12 protein-coding genes are annotated in these 16,025 nt (G+C 66.5%); 4 read left to right on the top strand and 8 right to left on the bottom strand.

The genetic code is table 11. From position 1 onward, the window contains the following. Positions 1 to 91: 91 nt before the first annotated feature. On the top strand, positions 92 to 1,087 hold the full coding sequence (dgcA, locus tag NLR35_RS32490; protein ID WP_257170626.1) for an N-acetyl-D-Glu racemase DgcA: 996 nt from the start codon (positions 92 to 94) through the stop codon (positions 1,085 to 1,087). On the opposite strand, the gene NLR35_RS32495 is transcribed toward dgcA, so the two are convergent. Continuing rightward, positions 1,069 to 2,256 (bottom strand): MFS transporter, encoded by a 1,188-nt coding sequence (locus NLR35_RS32495; protein WP_257170627.1) that lies wholly within the window; start codon positions 2,254 to 2,256, stop codon positions 1,069 to 1,071. The genes dgcA and NLR35_RS32495 overlap by 19 nt on opposite strands. Positions 2,257 to 2,295: 39 nt before the next feature. Here NLR35_RS32495 and NLR35_RS32500 point away from each other — a divergent pair, with 39 nt between their 5' ends. Together NLR35_RS32500 and NLR35_RS32505 are read left to right on the top strand one after the other, a co-directional pair. Further along, the gene (locus NLR35_RS32500) at positions 2,296 to 3,966 is read left to right on the top strand and encodes a hypothetical protein (RefSeq protein WP_374940877.1); all 1,671 of its coding nucleotides are present in this window, start codon (positions 2,296 to 2,298) and stop codon (positions 3,964 to 3,966) included. 166 nt (positions 3,967 to 4,132) lie between these two features. Then, positions 4,133 to 5,869, top strand: coding sequence for a caspase family protein (locus NLR35_RS32505; protein WP_257170628.1), 1,737 nt, complete (start codon positions 4,133 to 4,135; stop codon positions 5,867 to 5,869). A gap of 9 nt (positions 5,870 to 5,878) precedes the next feature. On the opposite strand, the gene NLR35_RS32510 is transcribed toward NLR35_RS32505, so the two are convergent. The 5 genes from NLR35_RS32510 to NLR35_RS32530 all read right to left on the bottom strand — a co-directional run bounded on the left by NLR35_RS32510 (position 5,879) and on the right by NLR35_RS32530 (position 11,901). Then, entirely contained in the window at positions 5,879 to 6,868 is a 990-nt protein-coding gene (locus NLR35_RS32510; protein ID WP_257170630.1) for a threonine/serine dehydratase, read from the bottom strand. Positions 6,869 to 6,929: 61 nt separating this feature from the next. Next, positions 6,930 to 7,742: a UDP-2,3-diacylglucosamine diphosphatase gene (locus NLR35_RS32515; protein ID WP_257170631.1), complete on the bottom strand. Its 813-nt coding sequence runs from the start codon at positions 7,740 to 7,742 to the stop codon at positions 6,930 to 6,932. Positions 7,743 to 7,933: 191 nt separating this feature from the next. Next, entirely contained in the window at positions 7,934 to 9,352 is a 1,419-nt protein-coding gene (gene pyk, locus NLR35_RS32520; protein WP_257170632.1) for a pyruvate kinase, read from the bottom strand. A gap of 157 nt (positions 9,353 to 9,509) precedes the next feature. Beyond that, positions 9,510 to 10,583: a tartrate dehydrogenase gene (locus tag NLR35_RS32525; RefSeq protein ID WP_257170633.1), complete on the bottom strand. Its 1,074-nt coding sequence runs from the start codon at positions 10,581 to 10,583 to the stop codon at positions 9,510 to 9,512. 22 nt (positions 10,584 to 10,605) lie between these two features. Next, positions 10,606 to 11,901, bottom strand: a complete 1,296-nt coding sequence (locus tag NLR35_RS32530) for an MFS transporter (RefSeq protein WP_257170634.1) — start codon at positions 11,899 to 11,901, stop codon at positions 10,606 to 10,608. Positions 11,902 to 12,027: 126 nt separating this feature from the next. On the opposite strand from NLR35_RS32530, the gene NLR35_RS32535 reads away from it, so the two are divergent. After that, positions 12,028 to 12,945, top strand: coding sequence for a LysR family transcriptional regulator (locus tag NLR35_RS32535; protein ID WP_257170635.1), 918 nt, complete (start codon positions 12,028 to 12,030; stop codon positions 12,943 to 12,945). Positions 12,946 to 13,160: 215 nt separating this feature from the next. Here NLR35_RS32535 and glgX read toward each other — a convergent pair whose 3' ends face one another. Together glgX and NLR35_RS32545 are read right to left on the bottom strand one after the other, a co-directional pair. Then, positions 13,161 to 15,395 (bottom strand): glycogen debranching protein GlgX, encoded by a 2,235-nt coding sequence (gene glgX / locus NLR35_RS32540; protein WP_257170637.1) that lies wholly within the window; start codon positions 15,393 to 15,395, stop codon positions 13,161 to 13,163. Positions 15,396 to 15,421: 26 nt separating this feature from the next. Continuing rightward, complete coding sequence (locus NLR35_RS32545) at positions 15,422 to 15,700, bottom strand: DUF3606 domain-containing protein (protein WP_257170638.1); 279 nt, start codon at positions 15,698 to 15,700, stop codon at positions 15,422 to 15,424. Positions 15,701 to 16,025 lie beyond the last annotated feature (325 nt).

The following is a 16,025-nucleotide window of genomic DNA, read 5'->3' on the forward strand; positions in this document are numbered from 1 at the left end:
CTTGCCGGAGACCCCCATCAACAGCCATAGTCGCTCCCATCGCGCAAGTCCCCAGCGTCTCATTCCAGCTCACAAATCGCCAGACTTTCAAATGACTTCTACCGGTTTTCCAATACTGGACGCCCAGATCGGCCACTGGCCGATCTCAGGCAGCTTCACGATCAGCCGCGGCGCCAAGACCGAAGCGGTGACGGTGATCGCGGAGCTGCGACATGGTGATATCGTTGGTCGCGGCGAATGCGTGCCCTATCCACGCTATGGCGAAACGCCCGAGGGGGCGCTGAGCGCCCTGCTCGCGATGCGCGATGCCATCGCCTCCGGCCTCGATCGCGACGCGCTGCAGACGGCGATGCCGCCGGGCGCCGCGCGCAATGCGCTGGATTGCGCGCTGCTCGACCTCGAGGCCAAGCGCAGCGGCCGGCGCATCTGGGACCTGCTCGGACGGCGCGCGCCGGCGCCCTGCGTGACCGCCTACACGATCTCGCTCGCCGCGCCCGAGATCATGGCCAAGGCCGCCGCCAAGGCGGCGCACCGGCCGCTGCTCAAGGTCAAGCTCGGCGGGGACGGCGATCCGGCGCGCATCGCGGCCGTGCGCGCGGCCGCGCCGCAGTCGCAACTGATCGTCGACGCCAACGAGTCCTGGAGCGAGGCCAATCTCGCAGCGAATCTCGCCGCCTGCGACGAGGCTGGCGTCACGCTGGTCGAGCAGCCGCTTCCCGCCGGAAAGGACGAGGCGCTTGGCAACATGGCGCGTCCGTTGGCCGTGTGCGCCGATGAAAGCGTGCATGACCGCAACTCGCTCGATGCGCTGCGCGGTCGTTATGACGCCGTCAACATCAAGCTCGACAAGACCGGCGGCCTGACCGAGGCCCTGGCTATGGCCGATGCCGCCCGCGCGCTCGGCTTCGACATCATGGTCGGCTGCATGGTCGGGACGTCGCTGTCGATGGCGCCCGCCATGCTGCTCACGCCGCTCGCCCGCTATGTCGACCTCGACGGCCCGCTGCTGCTGGCGGAGGACTGCGCGCACGGACTGTACTACGAGGACAGCCTGGTCTATCCGCCCGATCAGGCGTTGTGGGGCTGAGCCGACAGGCGCGCGCGGCCGAGCCACATCAGCGCGCCGCCTAGCCCGGCCATGATCGCCATGATGTAGTAGACGCCCGGTCCATAGGCCGCATAGAGCGGCCCCGACAGGATCGACGCGGCCGAGCCGACCACGCCGCTGGCGGCGGAATAATAGCCCTGCCCGCGCGCCGTCAGATGCGCCGGCACCTCGCGGACCAGCAGCCCCATGGTGCCGACGAGCGTCAGCCCGAAGGTGAAGCCATGGCTGATCTGGACGGCCGCAAGACCCATCGCATGCGGCTCCTGCGCCGTCAGCGTCCAGCGCAGCACCGCCGCGATGGCGCCGATCACGACCAGGATGGCCGGCGAGAGCGTGAACCGCGGCGACAGCGCGAAGATGATGATCTCCGCGAGCACGCCCATGGTCCAGAGCCAGGCAATCGTGAGGCCGCTGAGACCCTGCGCTTTCCACTCAATGGCCGAGAACGTGTAGTAGGCGGCATGACTGCCCTGGATCAGCGCCGAGGCAGCGATGATGCACAGGAAGCGTGGACTGCCCAGCAGGCTGCGGCCATCCCGAGCCGGGCCCGTGCTGCGCGGCAAAGGCGGCAGCGGCTGCAGCAGCAGGCCGCTCGCCGCCCCGCATAGCGCCAGCACGACGATGATCCAGATCAGGTCGGACGACGGCACAATGTCGGCCAAGCCGCCGCACAGCAGCGTGCCGACGATGAAAGCCGCCGATCCCCACAGCCTCAGCCGGCCGTAGTTCAGGCCATGGCTCATGACGCCACGCAGCGCGTAGGCATCGGTCAGCGGCACGACCGGCGTCCACAGACTGCAAAGCCCGACATACACCAGAAAGACGAGCCAGGGCTGATGTTGAAGGGCGAGAACGGCGAAGCCGGACGCGGTTGCGAGCGTCGTCAGACGCAACGCGCCCCGCAACGCCTGCCGGCGCTCGGCGAGCGCGGTGATGATCGGCAGGATCGTGAAGCGGGTGATCGCAGGAACCGCGATGATGATGCCGATCCAGGCAGCATCCAGTCCGATCGCCCGTAGCCACACGGGGAAAAACGGCAGATGCGTCCCGGACAACGCGAACACCGCGCCATAGAACAGCCCCAACCGCCCCGCGAATCGGCGCGCTAATACCGGCGATGTGGTGGAGATTTGTCGGGACAGTGGCATCAATTCAATTGCGATTCGATCAATATCATGGTGATCGTTATGCCAACGCGCAGCAATTTGCGCGATGGGTTTGCCATGGTCGATGAAGTCTTCGCCCTCTCGCCGATATCCGCCCGCGCGGCTCAGCCGAACGAGGCCGATTACGAGGCGATCCGCGACGCCTTCATGGAGACGTCGCGTGGCCGCTGGTTCCTTGGCGAATACGCCAAGCGCAACCGCAACGCCGACACCAGCATGGTGCTGGACGCAGTGGCGCGCATCGAGCATGCGCTGGCCTCTCAGCGGCAGCAGCAGCAGGAACTGGAGCAGGCCGACAGTCAGGCGCTGCCCGAAGCGCTGGCGACGATCCGCGCCGCGGTCGAGGTTGCCGCACTCGCCGCAGCCTCTGCGGTCGACAATATGGCGCTCGAGCAGAACCTCGCGCCGGTGCGCAAGGGCACCCGGATCATCAAGGAGATCTCCTGGCGCTGGCGCGAGATCGGGGCCGACTCCCGGATTTGCGACCTGATCGATTCCCAGGTGACCTCGATCGAGGCCGCCTGCGAGCAACTCGCCAGCGCTGATCCGAAGATCGCGCTGCTCGCGGCGTTCGACATCATCAAGACGCGGCTCAAGGAGCTCGAGGAGCGGCAGGCCGCCGCCGCCGATGCGGTCGCGCCCGTCACGGAAGCGGCCGCACCGGCCCGGACGGTTGAAACGCCACCGGCTGCGGAGCCGCCCGTGGCGACAGAACAAGAGACGGCCCGGGCGCCGGAACCCGAGCTGGCCCAGACGAATCAAGCCGCCCCAGCAATGACCATCCCGCTCGTCGCGGCGGTGGCCGCCATCGAAGCGATCGAGGCATCGTCGGCTGAAGCCGCAGTGCTCGTGGCAAGCGTGACTGTCGAAACCTCCGCGGAAGATCCGAGCGTAGTGGCGGCGGCTGCTGTGGCGGCCGTCTCCGTTGCGCCGCCCTCGTTGATCGCCGAGCCTGCGATCGCTGAGCCTTCGATCGCGGAGGCGCTCGTCGAGATCGAGCAGCAGGCCGCCGCCGAGCTGGACGATGCGGCAGCGGCGGAGGCCCAGGACGAAGCCATCCTGGAGCTCGTTGCGGCCGAAATGGGCGCGCCCGATCCGATCGAGGACGAGGAGTTCAGCCGGGCCCGGACGCTCGGTTTCGACATCGAGGAGCCCACTTCGGTCGATGACGACATCGTCGCCAGCTTCCGCGAGCCGGCGCCGACCGAACCTGAGTCTGCCGAGCCTGAACCTGCCGAGCTTGAGCCTACTGAGCTTGAGCTTGCTGAGCCTGAGCTCGCGCTGACGACGGCCCAGGCACCGGCGCCAGAGCCGATCGCAGCTCCGCTCGCTCCGCCCGTGCAAGCGCCCCCGATGGCGCCGGCTTCGATGCCCAGTGCGTCTCCGCCTGCCGCACCGCTTTCGGAGGCGATCACGGTCGAAACTCTGGCGGCGATCGCGGCCGCTGTGGCTGCCCCGCCCCCCGCGCCGCCTGTACGGGTCGAAGCAACACCCACTCAGCAGCTTCATGCGGCGGCCGCTTCGACTCCACCGGCAACGGCTTCTGCGATGCCTAAGCCGACCTACGAGCCGTCACTGGGGTCGACCTTGCTCTCGAACGGCCTCCTGCAGCGCCCGCAGGCGCCAGCCAACGATCCGCTGTCGCCGATCCGGCGGATGACACAGCCCGAGAAGATTGCGTTCTTCTCCTGACGGCCGCTTTGCCCGACCCGCGAGTCTTCTGTTCGTAACGACCGCTAAAGGCTCGTTGCTCAGCGGGCCTGCTGCCAAGGTGACACGCATCACGTACACCGGGAGATGATCCGCCTAAGCGTGATCCTCAAGCCATTCGCTTTGCGCATGCTCGAGGAGAACGCCCGTGTCCGTTCCGCTATTCCGCGCTGACAGATCCACCTGGAAGGCCCTGCTCGCCTCGGCGATGCTGGCCCTGATGACTGCGGTCGGCACCAGCCCCGGCGGGGCCGCCGGCAGCGACATCGATAATCTGCAGACACCATCGCGCGCGCTGGCTGCGCAGGTGCCTTCGAACAGAGACAACGCGCCCGCCGCAACGCTCGAGGGCGCAGAACCGCGCGTCGCGCTCGTGATCGGAAATTCGAGCTACCAGAATGCGCCAGTGCTGGAGAACCCGGACAACGACGCCCATGCCGTGGCGAAATTGCTGAACTCCGCCGGCTTCGAGGTGATCACGGCCACCGACCTGACGCAGAACGAGATGCTCAAGGTCGTACAGGATTTTTCGAGCCGCGTCGCAGCGCATGGACCGAACGCCGTCGCCATGGTGTACTACGCGGGCCACGGCGTTCAGCTCGCGGGCGAGAACTACCTCATCCCGATCGATGCGCGTATCTCTGCTCCCTCCGATCTCATGAGCAGCACGATCCGCCTGGTGGACCTGATGGCCACGCTCGACGCCATTCCGAGCCGGATGCGGATCGTCGTGCTCGATGCCTGTCGCAACAATCCGTTTCCCGCCATCAACGATGCCGGCCGCGGACTGGCCATCGTCGATGCTCCGAACGGATCCATCGTCGGCTATTCGACGTCGCCCGGCGAAGAGGCGCTCGACGGACGCGGCGAGCACAGCCCCTACGCGCAGGCGTTCCTCAATCTGGCTCGGCAGCCGAACATGCCGATCGAACAGCTGTTCAAGCGCATTCGCCTGCAGGTCAACCAATCGACCGACGGACGGCAGACGCCGTGGGAGAGCTCATCGCTCACCAGCGACTTCACCTTCTTCGGCGATTCCCTGGTTGCGGCCGCACGCCTGCCGGAGAAGGCACCGGTGGTCCAGATGGCCGCCGACCTGCCCAGCCGCTCCGTGCGGCAGGCCTATGATTACGTGCTGTCGGAGAACCGTCCGCAATATTATCGCGAGTTCGTCGAGATGTACCCGCGCGATCCGCTGGCGGACCGCATCCGCGCGCTGCTCGCCGGCCTGGTGCAGGCCGCAGCCTGGCATCAGACCGTTCTGGCGAACTCGCCGGCGGCCTATCAGAGCTTCCGCGATTCCTATGCCGACAGCCCCTATGCGCCGGTCGCGCTGCGGCTGCAGGCTCAGCCGCGGCCGATCCCGGTGCTGCAGCCGAGCCGGCTGATGATGCCGCCGCAGATAGCCCCAGTGGCACGTCCGTTGAATCCCGGCGCTCAGATCCAGGGCCAGCCCGGCCCGCTGCCGAAGCTGCCGGCCAACAACCTGCCGCCGCGTCAGCCGCCGCCGCCGACCGTCCTCACCAAAAACACCGGCATCAACGGTGGGCCGAACAAGATCGTGGACCCCAGCCCGATCGCTCAGAACAAGATGCGCGACAAGATCGTGCCGCCGGTGACCCCTCCTCCGGCTGCTAAGATCCAGCGCGATCCGCTGAAACGCAATCCGGGCCGCCCGTTCGAGACCCGCGAGGCCCGGCGCCCGTTCCCGGGCAATTCCGGGCCGTTCAAGCCGAACTTCAATGGGCCGCATCCGTCGATGGCGCGCGGGCCGGTGACGATCCAGGGCCGGCCGATGCCGCGCCCCGGTCCGCCGCAGGTCGCGCAGTCCGGGCCGCGGATGGGCGGCGGCGGATTTGCAAAGAGCGGCCTCGGATTTCGCTGAGGCCTGATGTCAGGCGATCAGCTTGGCGAAGAGATCGGCATCGACATTGCCGCCGGAGAGCACGATCACGATGGTCTTGCCCGCGACGTCCAGCCGCCCGGCCAGCAGCGCCGCGAGTCCGACCGAGCCGCCGGGCTCGACGACGAGCTTCAGCTCTCGGAAGGCAAAACCGACGGCGCGGCCGACCTCCTCATCCGAGGCCTCGACCGCCGCCGACAGCAGCCGGCTGTTGATGGCGAAGGTGATCTCGCCGGGAATCGCAGCCATCAGCGCATCGCAGATGGTGCGCCCCTTGGCCTCGTGCGCCTCGCGGTGGCCGGCGCGCAGCGAGCGCGCGTGGTCGTCGAAGCCCCTGGGCTCCGCCACCACCATCTGCGTACTCGGAAAACGCGCCTTCACCGCTGTCGACACGCCCGCGAGCAGGCCACCGCCGGAAGCCGGCACGATCACGGTATCGGGCGAGAGGCCAAGCGCTGACAGGTCCTCAGCGATCTCACGACCGACGGTGCCCTGCCCGGCGATGACGTAGGGATCATCATAAGGCGGCACCACGGTCGAGCCGCGCTTGCCGGCGATGTCCCGGGCTATCGCCTCGCGGTCCTCGCGGTCACGATCGTACAGCACGACGTCGGCCCCGAAGGCCTTGGTGCGCTCGCGCTTGGCGACGGGCGCATCCAACGGCATCACGATGGTTGCGTGCATGCCGAACAGCGTCGCGGCATGGGCGACGCCCTGCGCGTGATTGCCCGAAGAGAAGGCGACGACGCCCTTTGCGCGATCCGCTTCCGGGATCGACGCCAGCTTGTTGTAGGCGCCGCGGAACTTGAAGGAGCCGGTTCGCTGCAGCACTTCCGGCTTCACGAACACGTTCGCCTTGAACTGGTCGCTGAGCACGGGAGCCGGCAGCAGCGGGGTTCGCACCGCCACGGGCGCGAGCACGCGCGCCGCCGCATCGATGTCGGCGGCGGTCACGGGCAGGATCGGAGCATGAGCTGTCATGCCCTTATTTTACCGCGCCCCCTCGCCGCGGCGCAAGGGAGCCTGCCTTTGAACGACGACCTCAGGCCGCGCGGGCCGCCAGTTGTGGAACCGGGGCCGGCTGCAGCTGCGGATCGGTCCAGGTCAGGATCTCGAACCGGCCGTCCTCATGCTCGACCAGCGCCGTGCAGCTCTCGACCCAGTCGCCGCAATTCATGTAGCGGATGCCGTCCTGGTCGCGGATGACGGCGCAATGGATATGACCGCAGATCACCCCTTCGGCGCCATGCCGCCGCGCCTCGGCGGCGAGCGCGGTCTCGAACGCACCGATGTAGTTCACCGCGTTCTTGACCTTCTGCTTGGCCCATTGCGACAGCGACCAATAGGGCACGCCGAACATGCGGCGGAAGAAGTTGACCAGGCGATTCATCTGGATCGCGAAGTCATAGGCCTTGTCGCCGAGATGGGCGAGCCAGCGGGCGTTCTGGACGACGAGATCGAAGATGTCGCCGTGGATGATGAGATAGCGCTTCCCGTCCGTGCCGGTGTGGACGATGTTCTCGACAACGTCGATGCCGCCGAAATGCGTGCCGTAATAACCGCGCAGGAACTCGTCGTGATTACCCGGCACGTAGACGATCTTGGCGCCCTTGCGCGCCTTGCGCAGCATCTTCTGCACGAGATCGTTGTGCGATTGCGGCCAGTGCCAGCTCGATTTCAGCGCCCAGCCGTCGATGATGTCGCCGACCAGATAGATCGTATCGGCATCATGGTGGCGCAGGAAATCGACCAGCAGATTGGCCTGCGAGCCGCGGGCTCCGAGATGAACGTCGGAGATGAACAACGTCCGAAAGCGCTTCGTCGGGCTTTCTTCACCAGCAGTCTCGAGTCCCATGCGCGCCCACCTAGCAGTCCCTGATGACAAGGCGATGACCAGCGCCGCACCGGCAGAACCCATCCTGCCGGATCGCGACCGACATCGTTCGCATGACGACTCACGATGTCTTCATCACTGCCCCGCGATACCAGCGGGGTGCGACAATCAGGCGACAAGCGGACGGCGCGCACAGGGTATTCGGCTGCCTCCTATCTGGGCACGGTGACGACGCGCAGATTGTTGGTGGTGCCGGCCTGCGCGAACGGGATGCCGGCGACGACGACGAGCAGATCCCCCTTGTCGGCGAACTCCTCCTGGGCGGCGAAGAACGTCGCGCGCTCGACCATCTCCTCGTAGCTCTGCACGTCCTGCGACAGCACGCTGTGCGCGCCCCACAACAGGCACATCCGCCGCGAGGTGTCTTCGTTCGGCGTGATCGCGAGGATCGGCAGGCTCGGCCGCTTGCGGGCAACACGCGAGGCCGAGGTGCCGCTCGACGTGTAGGCCACGATCGCCTTGGCGTGAATCGCGGAGGCGAGATCGGCCGCCGCGGTCGCCACCGCATGCGGCGGAGTCTGCTCCTCGTCGGGCTGCGTCGCCTGGATGATCGAGCCGTACATCTTGTGCTTCTCGGTCGCCTTGATGATGCTGTCCATCATCGCCACCGCCTCGCGCGGATATTGCCCGCTGGCCGATTCCGCCGACAGCATCACCGCATCGGCGCCGTCATAGATCGCGGTCGCGACGTCGGAGACCTCGGCGCGCGTCGGCGTCGGCGTCGCCACCATCGAGTCCAGCATCTGCGTCGCCACGATCACCGGCTTCACCGCGAGCCGGCAGGCGCGCACCAGCTCCTTCTGCTTGCCCGGCACATCCTCATTCGGAATTTCCACACCGAGATCGCCGCGCGCCACCATGATCGCATCCGACAGCTGGATGATGTCGTCGATGCGATCGAGCGCGGCCGGCTTCTCGATCTTCGACATGATGCCGGCGCGGCCGTTGATCAGGCCCCTCGCCTCCAGCACGTCGGACGGCTTCTGCACGAACGACAGCGCAACCCAGTCGACGCCGAGATCGAGACCGAAGGCGAGATCGGAGCGATCTTTCGCGGTCAGCGGGGACAGCTCCAGAATCGTGCCCGGCAGATTGACGCCCTTGTGATTGGAGATCGCGCCGCTGACGATCACCTTGGCCTCGATCCAGTCATCGCCAAGACCGGTGACGCGCACGCGCACGCGGCCGTCGTCGATCAGAAGATCGTGACCGGGCGAGACCGCCGCAAAGATCTCCGGATGCGGCAACGGAATCGACGTCTTGTCGCCTTCGGTCCCATTCAACACAAATCGGATCGTTTCGCCGGCGTCGACCTGGATCTTCTTGTCGCGGAGGGTGCCGACGCGGATCTTCGGCCCCTGCAGGTCCATCAGAATGCCGATCGGCCGCTGCACCTCTTTCTCCAGCGCGCGGATCGCGGCGTGGACTTTTGCGTGATCGGCCTGTGTGCCGTGGCTGAAATTGAGACGGAACGTATCGACACCGGCGAGGAACAACGCCTTCAGCATGTCAGGTGAATTGCTGGCGGGGCCGACGGTCGCGACGATCTTGGCTCGACGGTGACGACGCATGATGTGTCCTTTCTCCCCAACCCTCTTATCGCATCTCTATGACGCGCATGCCCTGGAACATGCGTGGACGCAGCGGAAGCGGCTGATATACCGCTCACGGCGTCCATTGCAAGCGCAACCCCGAACACGCCGAGATTGTACGGGAGAAAGGCACGCGTCAGACATTCGAGCCGTGGATCGCGTCGATGACGGCGTCGGTCACCTCCTTGGTGGTCGCCTTGCCGCCCACATCCGGCGTGAGAATGCCGGCCGCACACACCTTCTCCACCGCGGACATCAGCCTGATGGCAGCCTCGGTCTCGCCGAGATGGTCGAGCATCTGCGCAGCCGTCCAGAACGTCGCGACGGGATTGGCGATGCCCTTGCCGGTGATGTCGAAGGCCGAACCGTGGATCGGCTCGAACATCGACGGGAAGCGCCGCTCCGGATCGATGTTGCCGGTCGGCGCGACGCCGAGGCTGCCGGCAAGCGCGCCCGCCAGATCGGACAGGATGTCCGCGTGCAGATTGGTCGCGACGATCGTGTCGAGGCTCTTCGGCTGCAGCGTCATGCGCACGGTCATCGCATCGACCAGCATCTTGTCCCAGGTCACATCAGGGAATTCACGCGCGACTTCCGCCGCGATCTCGTCCCACATCACCATGCCGTGGCGCTGCGCGTTGGACTTGGTGACCACGGTCAAGAATTTGCGCGGCCGCGACTGCGCCAGCTTGAACGCGTAGCGCATGATGCGCGTGACGCCGACACGGGTGAAGACCGCGACTTCGGTGCCGACCTCCTCGGGCAGGCCGCGATGGGCGCGGCCGCCCATCCCGGCATATTCGCCTTCGGAGTTCTCGCGCACGATCACCCAGTCGAGATCGCCGACGCCGACATTGCGCAGCGGCGAGGCCACGCCGGGGAGGATCTTGGTCGGGCGCACATTGGCGTATTGATCGAAGCCCTGGCAGATCGGCAGTCGCAGGCCCCACAGCGTGATGTGGTCGGGAACATCGGGCGCGCCGACCGCGCCGAAATAGATCGCGTCGAACGTCTTCAACTCGGCGAGGCCGTCGGCCGGCATCATCACGCCGTGCCTCTTGTAGTAGTCCGAGCCCCAGTCGAAGGTCTTGACGTTGAAGCTGATGTCGCCCGCTCGCTTGGCGAGCGCTTCGAGCACGCGGACGCCGGCGGAGATGACCTCCGGGCCGATGCCGTCGGCGGGGATGGCGGCGATGGAATGGGTGCGCATGTGAAGAGCTCCGTGTGAGGGGTCAGGACTGCGTGGCCGCTTCGGCCTTCGCATGTTGTGATCGCGCGAGCAACAATGTCAGCACCGCCGAGACCACCAGCAGGCCGGCGACGAAATAGAGCCCGCCGTCGAAGCTGCCGGTCTGGTCCTTGATCCAGCCGATCATGGCCGGCCCGACGAAGCCGCCGAGATTGCCGATCGAGTTGATGGTGGCAATCCCCGCCGCCGCGGCCGAGCCGGACAGGAACATCGTCGGCATGCTCCACAGCGGCGGCTTCGACGAGGAAATGCCGACATTGACGAGGGTAAGCGCGGCAAGGACGGCGGCGACGCTGGTGGACAATCCTGCCAGCCAAAGGCCGACGGCCGCGACCAGACAGGCGAGCACGACGTGCCAGGTGCGCTCGGCCGTACGGTCGGAATGCCGCGCCCACAGGATCATGACGACCACCGCGACCGTCGGCGGCACGGCGTTCAAGCAGCCGACCGCGAACGACGACAGGCCGAACTGCTTGATGATCTGCGGCGCCCAGACGCCGAGCGTGTAGAGGCCGGCAGAGGTGCCGAAATAGACGAGCGCGAGCGCCAGCACGCGGATGTCGGCAAGACCGCGCCAGATGCTGTGACTGGCCGTGGCGGCCTTGCTGGCCAATTCGGCCGTCATGGTGCGCACCAGCCAGTCGCGCTCGTCGTCGGCGAGCCAGCGCGCCTGCTCGGGACGGTCGGTCATGTAGCCGAGCACGACGAAGCCGAGCAGCACCGCCGGCAGCGCCTCGATCAGGAACAGCCACTGCCAGCCCTTGAAGCCGAGAATGCCGTCCATCTCCAGCAGCGCGCCGGACACCGGCGATCCCAGCACGGTCGACAGCGGCGCCGCCGCCATGAACAGCGCCGTCACGGCGGCGCGCTGCCGCGCGGGAAACCAGTACGAGAGATAGAGGATGATGCCCGGGAAGAAGCCGGCCTCGGCGGCGCCGAGCAGGAAACGGAGCACATAGAAGCTCATCGGGCCCTGGACGAAGGCCATCGCGCCGGACACGAGACCCCAGGTGATCATCACCCGCGCGATCCAGATCCTTGCGCCGAACTTGTCGAGGGCGAGGTTGGAGGGAACCTCGAACAGGAAATAGCCCCAGAAGAAGATCCCGGCGCCGAAGCCGTAGGCCGAGGCTGACAGGCCGATGTCCTTGTTCATGGTCAGCGCCGCGAAGCCGACATTCACGCGATCGATGAAGGCCACGAAGTAGAGCACCATGATGAAGGGAACGATGCGGATCGTGATCTTGCGCAGCACGCGCGCTTCCAGCTCTCCCGACATCGTCACTTCCCTGATCCGTCTTGCTTTGATCGGAGAACGGTAGAGGAGCGCATGGGATGGCTTCAATGCTCGCATCATTATACAAAAAAATGATATAATCCCGGATGCCGCACAGGACCCGCGCTCATGGAATTGTACCAGCTCCGCTGTTTCGTCGCCGCCGCCGAGGAGCTGCATTTCGGCAAGGCGGCGCAGCGGCTGCAGATGCTGCCCTCGGCGCTGGGTCGGCAGATCAAGCTATTGGAGGACGACCTCGCGACCCGGCTGTTCACCCGCACCACACGCGCGGTGGCGCTGACCGAGCATGGCAGCGCCCTGCTGCGCGACGCGCGCGGCATCCTGGCGAAAGTCGAGGCGGTGGAGACGGCGTTTCGCCGCCGGGCGCGCGGCGGCAGGACGCAGAAATTGCGCGTCGGGGCCATCGATAGTGCGGCTGCGGGCCTGCTGCCGCAATTGCTGCATGATTTCAGGGACGCGCATCCCGAGATCGCGGTGCAGATCGCGGAGGAGAAGACCATCCGGCTGCTGCCGAAGGTTCTGTCGGGCGCGCTCGACCTTGCTTTCGTCAGGCCGCCGGAGCGCAGCGACAGCAGGCTCGAATTCCGGGCGCTGCTCAGCGAGAGCGCCGTGGTGGCGCTGCCGCAGCGGCACCGGCTGGCCGGGCGTGCATCGGTGTCGCTGACGGACATCGCCGACCAGCCGCTGATCGTGCCGGACCGGCGGTCGCGGCCGCACAGCCACGATCTCACGATGAAGCTGTTCGCGCAGGCCGGGCTGACGCCCGAGGTGGCGCAGGTCGCCGACGAGAAGCAGACCATCGTGCATCTCGTCGCCGCCCGGCTCGGCATCGCGATCGTGCCACGCTGGACGTCGCGGCTCGCGGTGTCCGGGGTGCGCTTCGTGCCGTTGCGCGTGAGGCGCGGCAGCGGCGCGGGACGGCTGCCACTGGCCGCGGCGTGGTTGCGCGGCTCGCGCGACCCGGCGCGGGAGGCGATGCTGGGGGTGCTGGACGCGCGGCTGGCGAAGTACGCCCGGGGGGCGTGAGGCTTCGCTGTCAGCCGGGAGCGGATGATGCCGCGGCAGATCGGCCTCATAGTTCGAGACGCGCGCCAAGGGGCGCGCTCCTCACCATGAGGGTACATAGTGTTGCCACGCCCACGAACCTCGTCCTGAGGAGCGCGCCATGTGGCGCGCGTCACGAAGGACCGTCGCAGGCTCCACTGCCCCAACGCACAACTCAACCCGATCCCCTAAACACCCTACCCCAGCGGCGTCTCCGCGATGTCCAGCAGCGCGCCGAGGCCGTGGCGGAGGCCGCGCATCGGCTGCTGCTCCGAGGACAGGCCGAGCGCAACCATCGATCGGCCGGTGACCTCGTAGACATGGCCGAACGGCAGCGACTGCACCTGCGCATCGGGCTGGTTGGTGTCGATCAGCGCCAGCCAGTTGTGTCCCTCGGGCACGGACGGCAAGGTGAAGTTCACCACGTCGAAATGCGCATTGTAGATCAAGAGAAGCGTCGCATCCGAACCGCGCCGCTTGACGCCGGTTTCCTGGGCGCGGCCGTCGAGCAGCATGCCGAAGCAGCGCGCGTGACCGTCGGTCCATTGCTCCGTCGCCATCTCCTCGCCGGACGGATCGAGCCAGGTGACGTCCTTGACGTCGAGCTCCTCGTTGAGCGAGCCGACCAGGAAGCGCGAGCGATACAGGATCGGAAACGCCTTGCGCACCGCGATCAGCTTGCGCGTGAACTCGCGCAGCTGCCGCCCCGGCGAGGTGATGCCCATCCAGTCGAGCCAGCTGATCTCGTTGTCCTGCGCATAGGCGTTGTTGTTACCGTGCTGGGTGTGCCCGAACTCATCGCCGGCGAGCAGCATCGGCGTGCCGTGCGACAGCAGCATCGTCGCCAGCATGTTGCGCTTCTGGCGTTCGCGCAACGCCGTGATCTCGGCATCGTCAGTCGGCCCCTCGACGCCGCAATTCCAGGAATGGTTGTTGCTGTGGCCGTCGCGATTGTCCTCGCCGTTCGCCTCATTGTGCTTGTCGTTGTAGGAGACGAGGTCGTTGAGATTGAAGCCGTCATGCGCGGTGATGAAATTGACGCTCGCCCACGGACGGCGGCCGCGCTTGTTGAACAGATCGCCCGAGCCGGAGATGCGCTTGGCGAAGTCTGCGATCGTGCCGCCATCGCCCTTCCAGAACGCGCGCGTGGTGTCGCGGAACTTGTCGTTCCACTCGGCCCAGCCCGGAGGAAACTGGCCGACCTGATAGCCGCCCGGGCCGATGTCCCAGGGCTCGGCGATCAGCTTCACGCCCGACAGCACCGGGTCCTGACGGCAGGCATCGAGAAAACCGCCGCCCTCGTCGAAGCCATAGGGCTCGCGCGCGAGGATCGTCGCAAGGTCGAAGCGGAAGCCGTCGACGCGCATCTCCGTCGCCCAATAGCGCAGCGAGTCGGCGACGAGCTGGAGGACGCGCTGGTGCGACAGGTTCACGGTGTTCCCGGTCCCGGTGTCGTTGATGTAGTAGCGCTTCTGGTCCGGCAGCAGCCGGTAGTAGCTGGCGTTGTCGATGCCCTTGAAGGACAGGGTTGGGCCGAGCTCGTTGCCTTCGGCGGTGTGGTTGTAGACCACGTCGAGGATGACCTCGATGCCGTTGGCGTGAAACTGGTTGACCATGGTCTTGAATTCGGTCGCGAACGGCGTCTTCAAATAGCGCGGCTCGGGCGCGAAGAAGGCGATCGAGTTATAGCCCCAGTAGTTGCGCAAGCCCTTGTCGACCAGATAGCTGTCGTCGATGAAGGCGTGGATCGGCAGCAGCTCGGCCGAGGTGATGCCGAGCGAACGCAGGTACGCGGGAATGTCGTGATGCGCGAGACCGGCGAAGGTGCCGCGGTCGGCCTCCGGCACCAGCGGATGCAGCTTGGTGAACCCCTTGACATGCATCTCGTAGAAGATGGTCCGCTCCCACGGGATTTCCGGCTTGCGCGCGGTGCCCCAGGTGAAGGCGGGATCGATGACGCGGCACTTCAACATCAGCGGCGCGCTGTCGCGATCGTCGAAGGAGAGATCCTTGTCGGCGTGGTCGAGCTGATAACCGAACAGCTCCGGGCCCCAACGCAGTTGCCCGACGAGCTGCTTGGCATAGGGGTCGATCACGAGCTTATTAGGATTGAAGCGGTGACCCGCGTCGGGCTCATACGGTCCGTGCACCCGATAGCCATAGACGGTGCCGGGACGCGCGGTCGGCAGATAACCGTGCCAGACCTCGTCGGTATACTCCGGCAGTTCGATGCGCTCGAGCTCGGTCTCCCCCCGCTCGTCGAACAGGCACAGCTCCACCTTGGTGGCGTGCGCGGAAAAGATCGCAAAGTTCACACCGAGGCCATCCCAGGTCGCGCCCAGCGGAAACGGCCGCCCTTCGCTGATCTTGGCCTTGCGCAAACTGAAAGCGGCCTGCGTCAGGGCGTCCGCCCTGTCAGTGAGTTGATCCATGGCTGCCCCCTGCCCGGTTGCGTGGTCTAGTGCGTTTCGGATGTTGCAATGGTCTCGGCGGCAACGGTCTCCGTTGCGGCCACGGACGCGATGACCTCGGCGGACGGCACATCGGCCGGCACCGACCCCTTGGTCCGCTGGAGATGGACCTCCTTCGAAATGGAGGCGATGGAGTTGCCGATGCGGCCGACGATCTCGGCCAGTTCGGCCTGGGTGACGCGCAGCCGGCGCGTGACGATGCGGACCTGGACCTTGTCGGTGAGATCGAGCTTGTTACGGATGGGCTGGATTTTGGGACGGCGCATGTGGCTCCTCCTGCATGAGTTCAACCGCGGCTCAGGAATTTGGTTCCCGCGCGAAGCCGCACTGCGACAATGCCGGCGGCCCGCTTCAGAGACATGTCGACCTCATGAGGGCATGCGACGTCGATCTCGCGGCGTCATTCGCCCGAGTGATGTCGGCAAGGTCGCCCTCGGCTCGAGCAGAGGGCGCAGGGAATGCCGGGCGCTGGCCTCGCCCATGGCCCGCCTGCAGAAAAAAAGCAGGCGGCAGTCACCACAGGTTCAGCCGAGGCATCCGGCGGATTCAATCGGTCGCCGCAACACTCGATGAGGAGGTTGCGATGGGTAT

It is taken from the genome of Bradyrhizobium sp. SRS-191 (genome assembly GCF_024586915.1).
Taxonomy (GTDB): Bacteria; Pseudomonadota; Alphaproteobacteria; order Rhizobiales; family Xanthobacteraceae; genus Bradyrhizobium.

Coding starts and splice junctions, on each gene's coding strand:
- NLR35_RS32500 (WP_374940877.1), top strand. CDS start 2,296: ATGCCAACGCGCAGCAATTTGCGCGATGGGTTTGCCATGGTCGATGAA.
- NLR35_RS32545 (WP_257170638.1), bottom strand. CDS start 15,700: ATGCGCCGTCCCAAAATCCAGCCCATCCGTAACAAGCTCGATCTCACC.
- NLR35_RS32535 (WP_257170635.1), top strand. CDS start 12,028: ATGGAATTGTACCAGCTCCGCTGTTTCGTCGCCGCCGCCGAGGAGCTG.
- NLR35_RS32515 (WP_257170631.1), bottom strand. CDS start 7,742: ATGGGACTCGAGACTGCTGGTGAAGAAAGCCCGACGAAGCGCTTTCGG.
- pyk (WP_257170632.1), bottom strand. CDS start 9,352: ATGCGTCGTCACCGTCGAGCCAAGATCGTCGCGACCGTCGGCCCCGCC.
- NLR35_RS32530 (WP_257170634.1), bottom strand. CDS start 11,901: ATGTCGGGAGAGCTGGAAGCGCGCGTGCTGCGCAAGATCACGATCCGC.
- NLR35_RS32525 (WP_257170633.1), bottom strand. CDS start 10,583: ATGCGCACCCATTCCATCGCCGCCATCCCCGCCGACGGCATCGGCCCG.
- NLR35_RS32510 (WP_257170630.1), bottom strand. CDS start 6,868: ATGACAGCTCATGCTCCGATCCTGCCCGTGACCGCCGCCGACATCGAT.
- dgcA (WP_257170626.1), top strand. CDS start 92: ATGACTTCTACCGGTTTTCCAATACTGGACGCCCAGATCGGCCACTGG.
- NLR35_RS32495 (WP_257170627.1), bottom strand. CDS start 2,256: ATGCCACTGTCCCGACAAATCTCCACCACATCGCCGGTATTAGCGCGC.
- glgX (WP_257170637.1), bottom strand. CDS start 15,395: ATGGATCAACTCACTGACAGGGCGGACGCCCTGACGCAGGCCGCTTTC.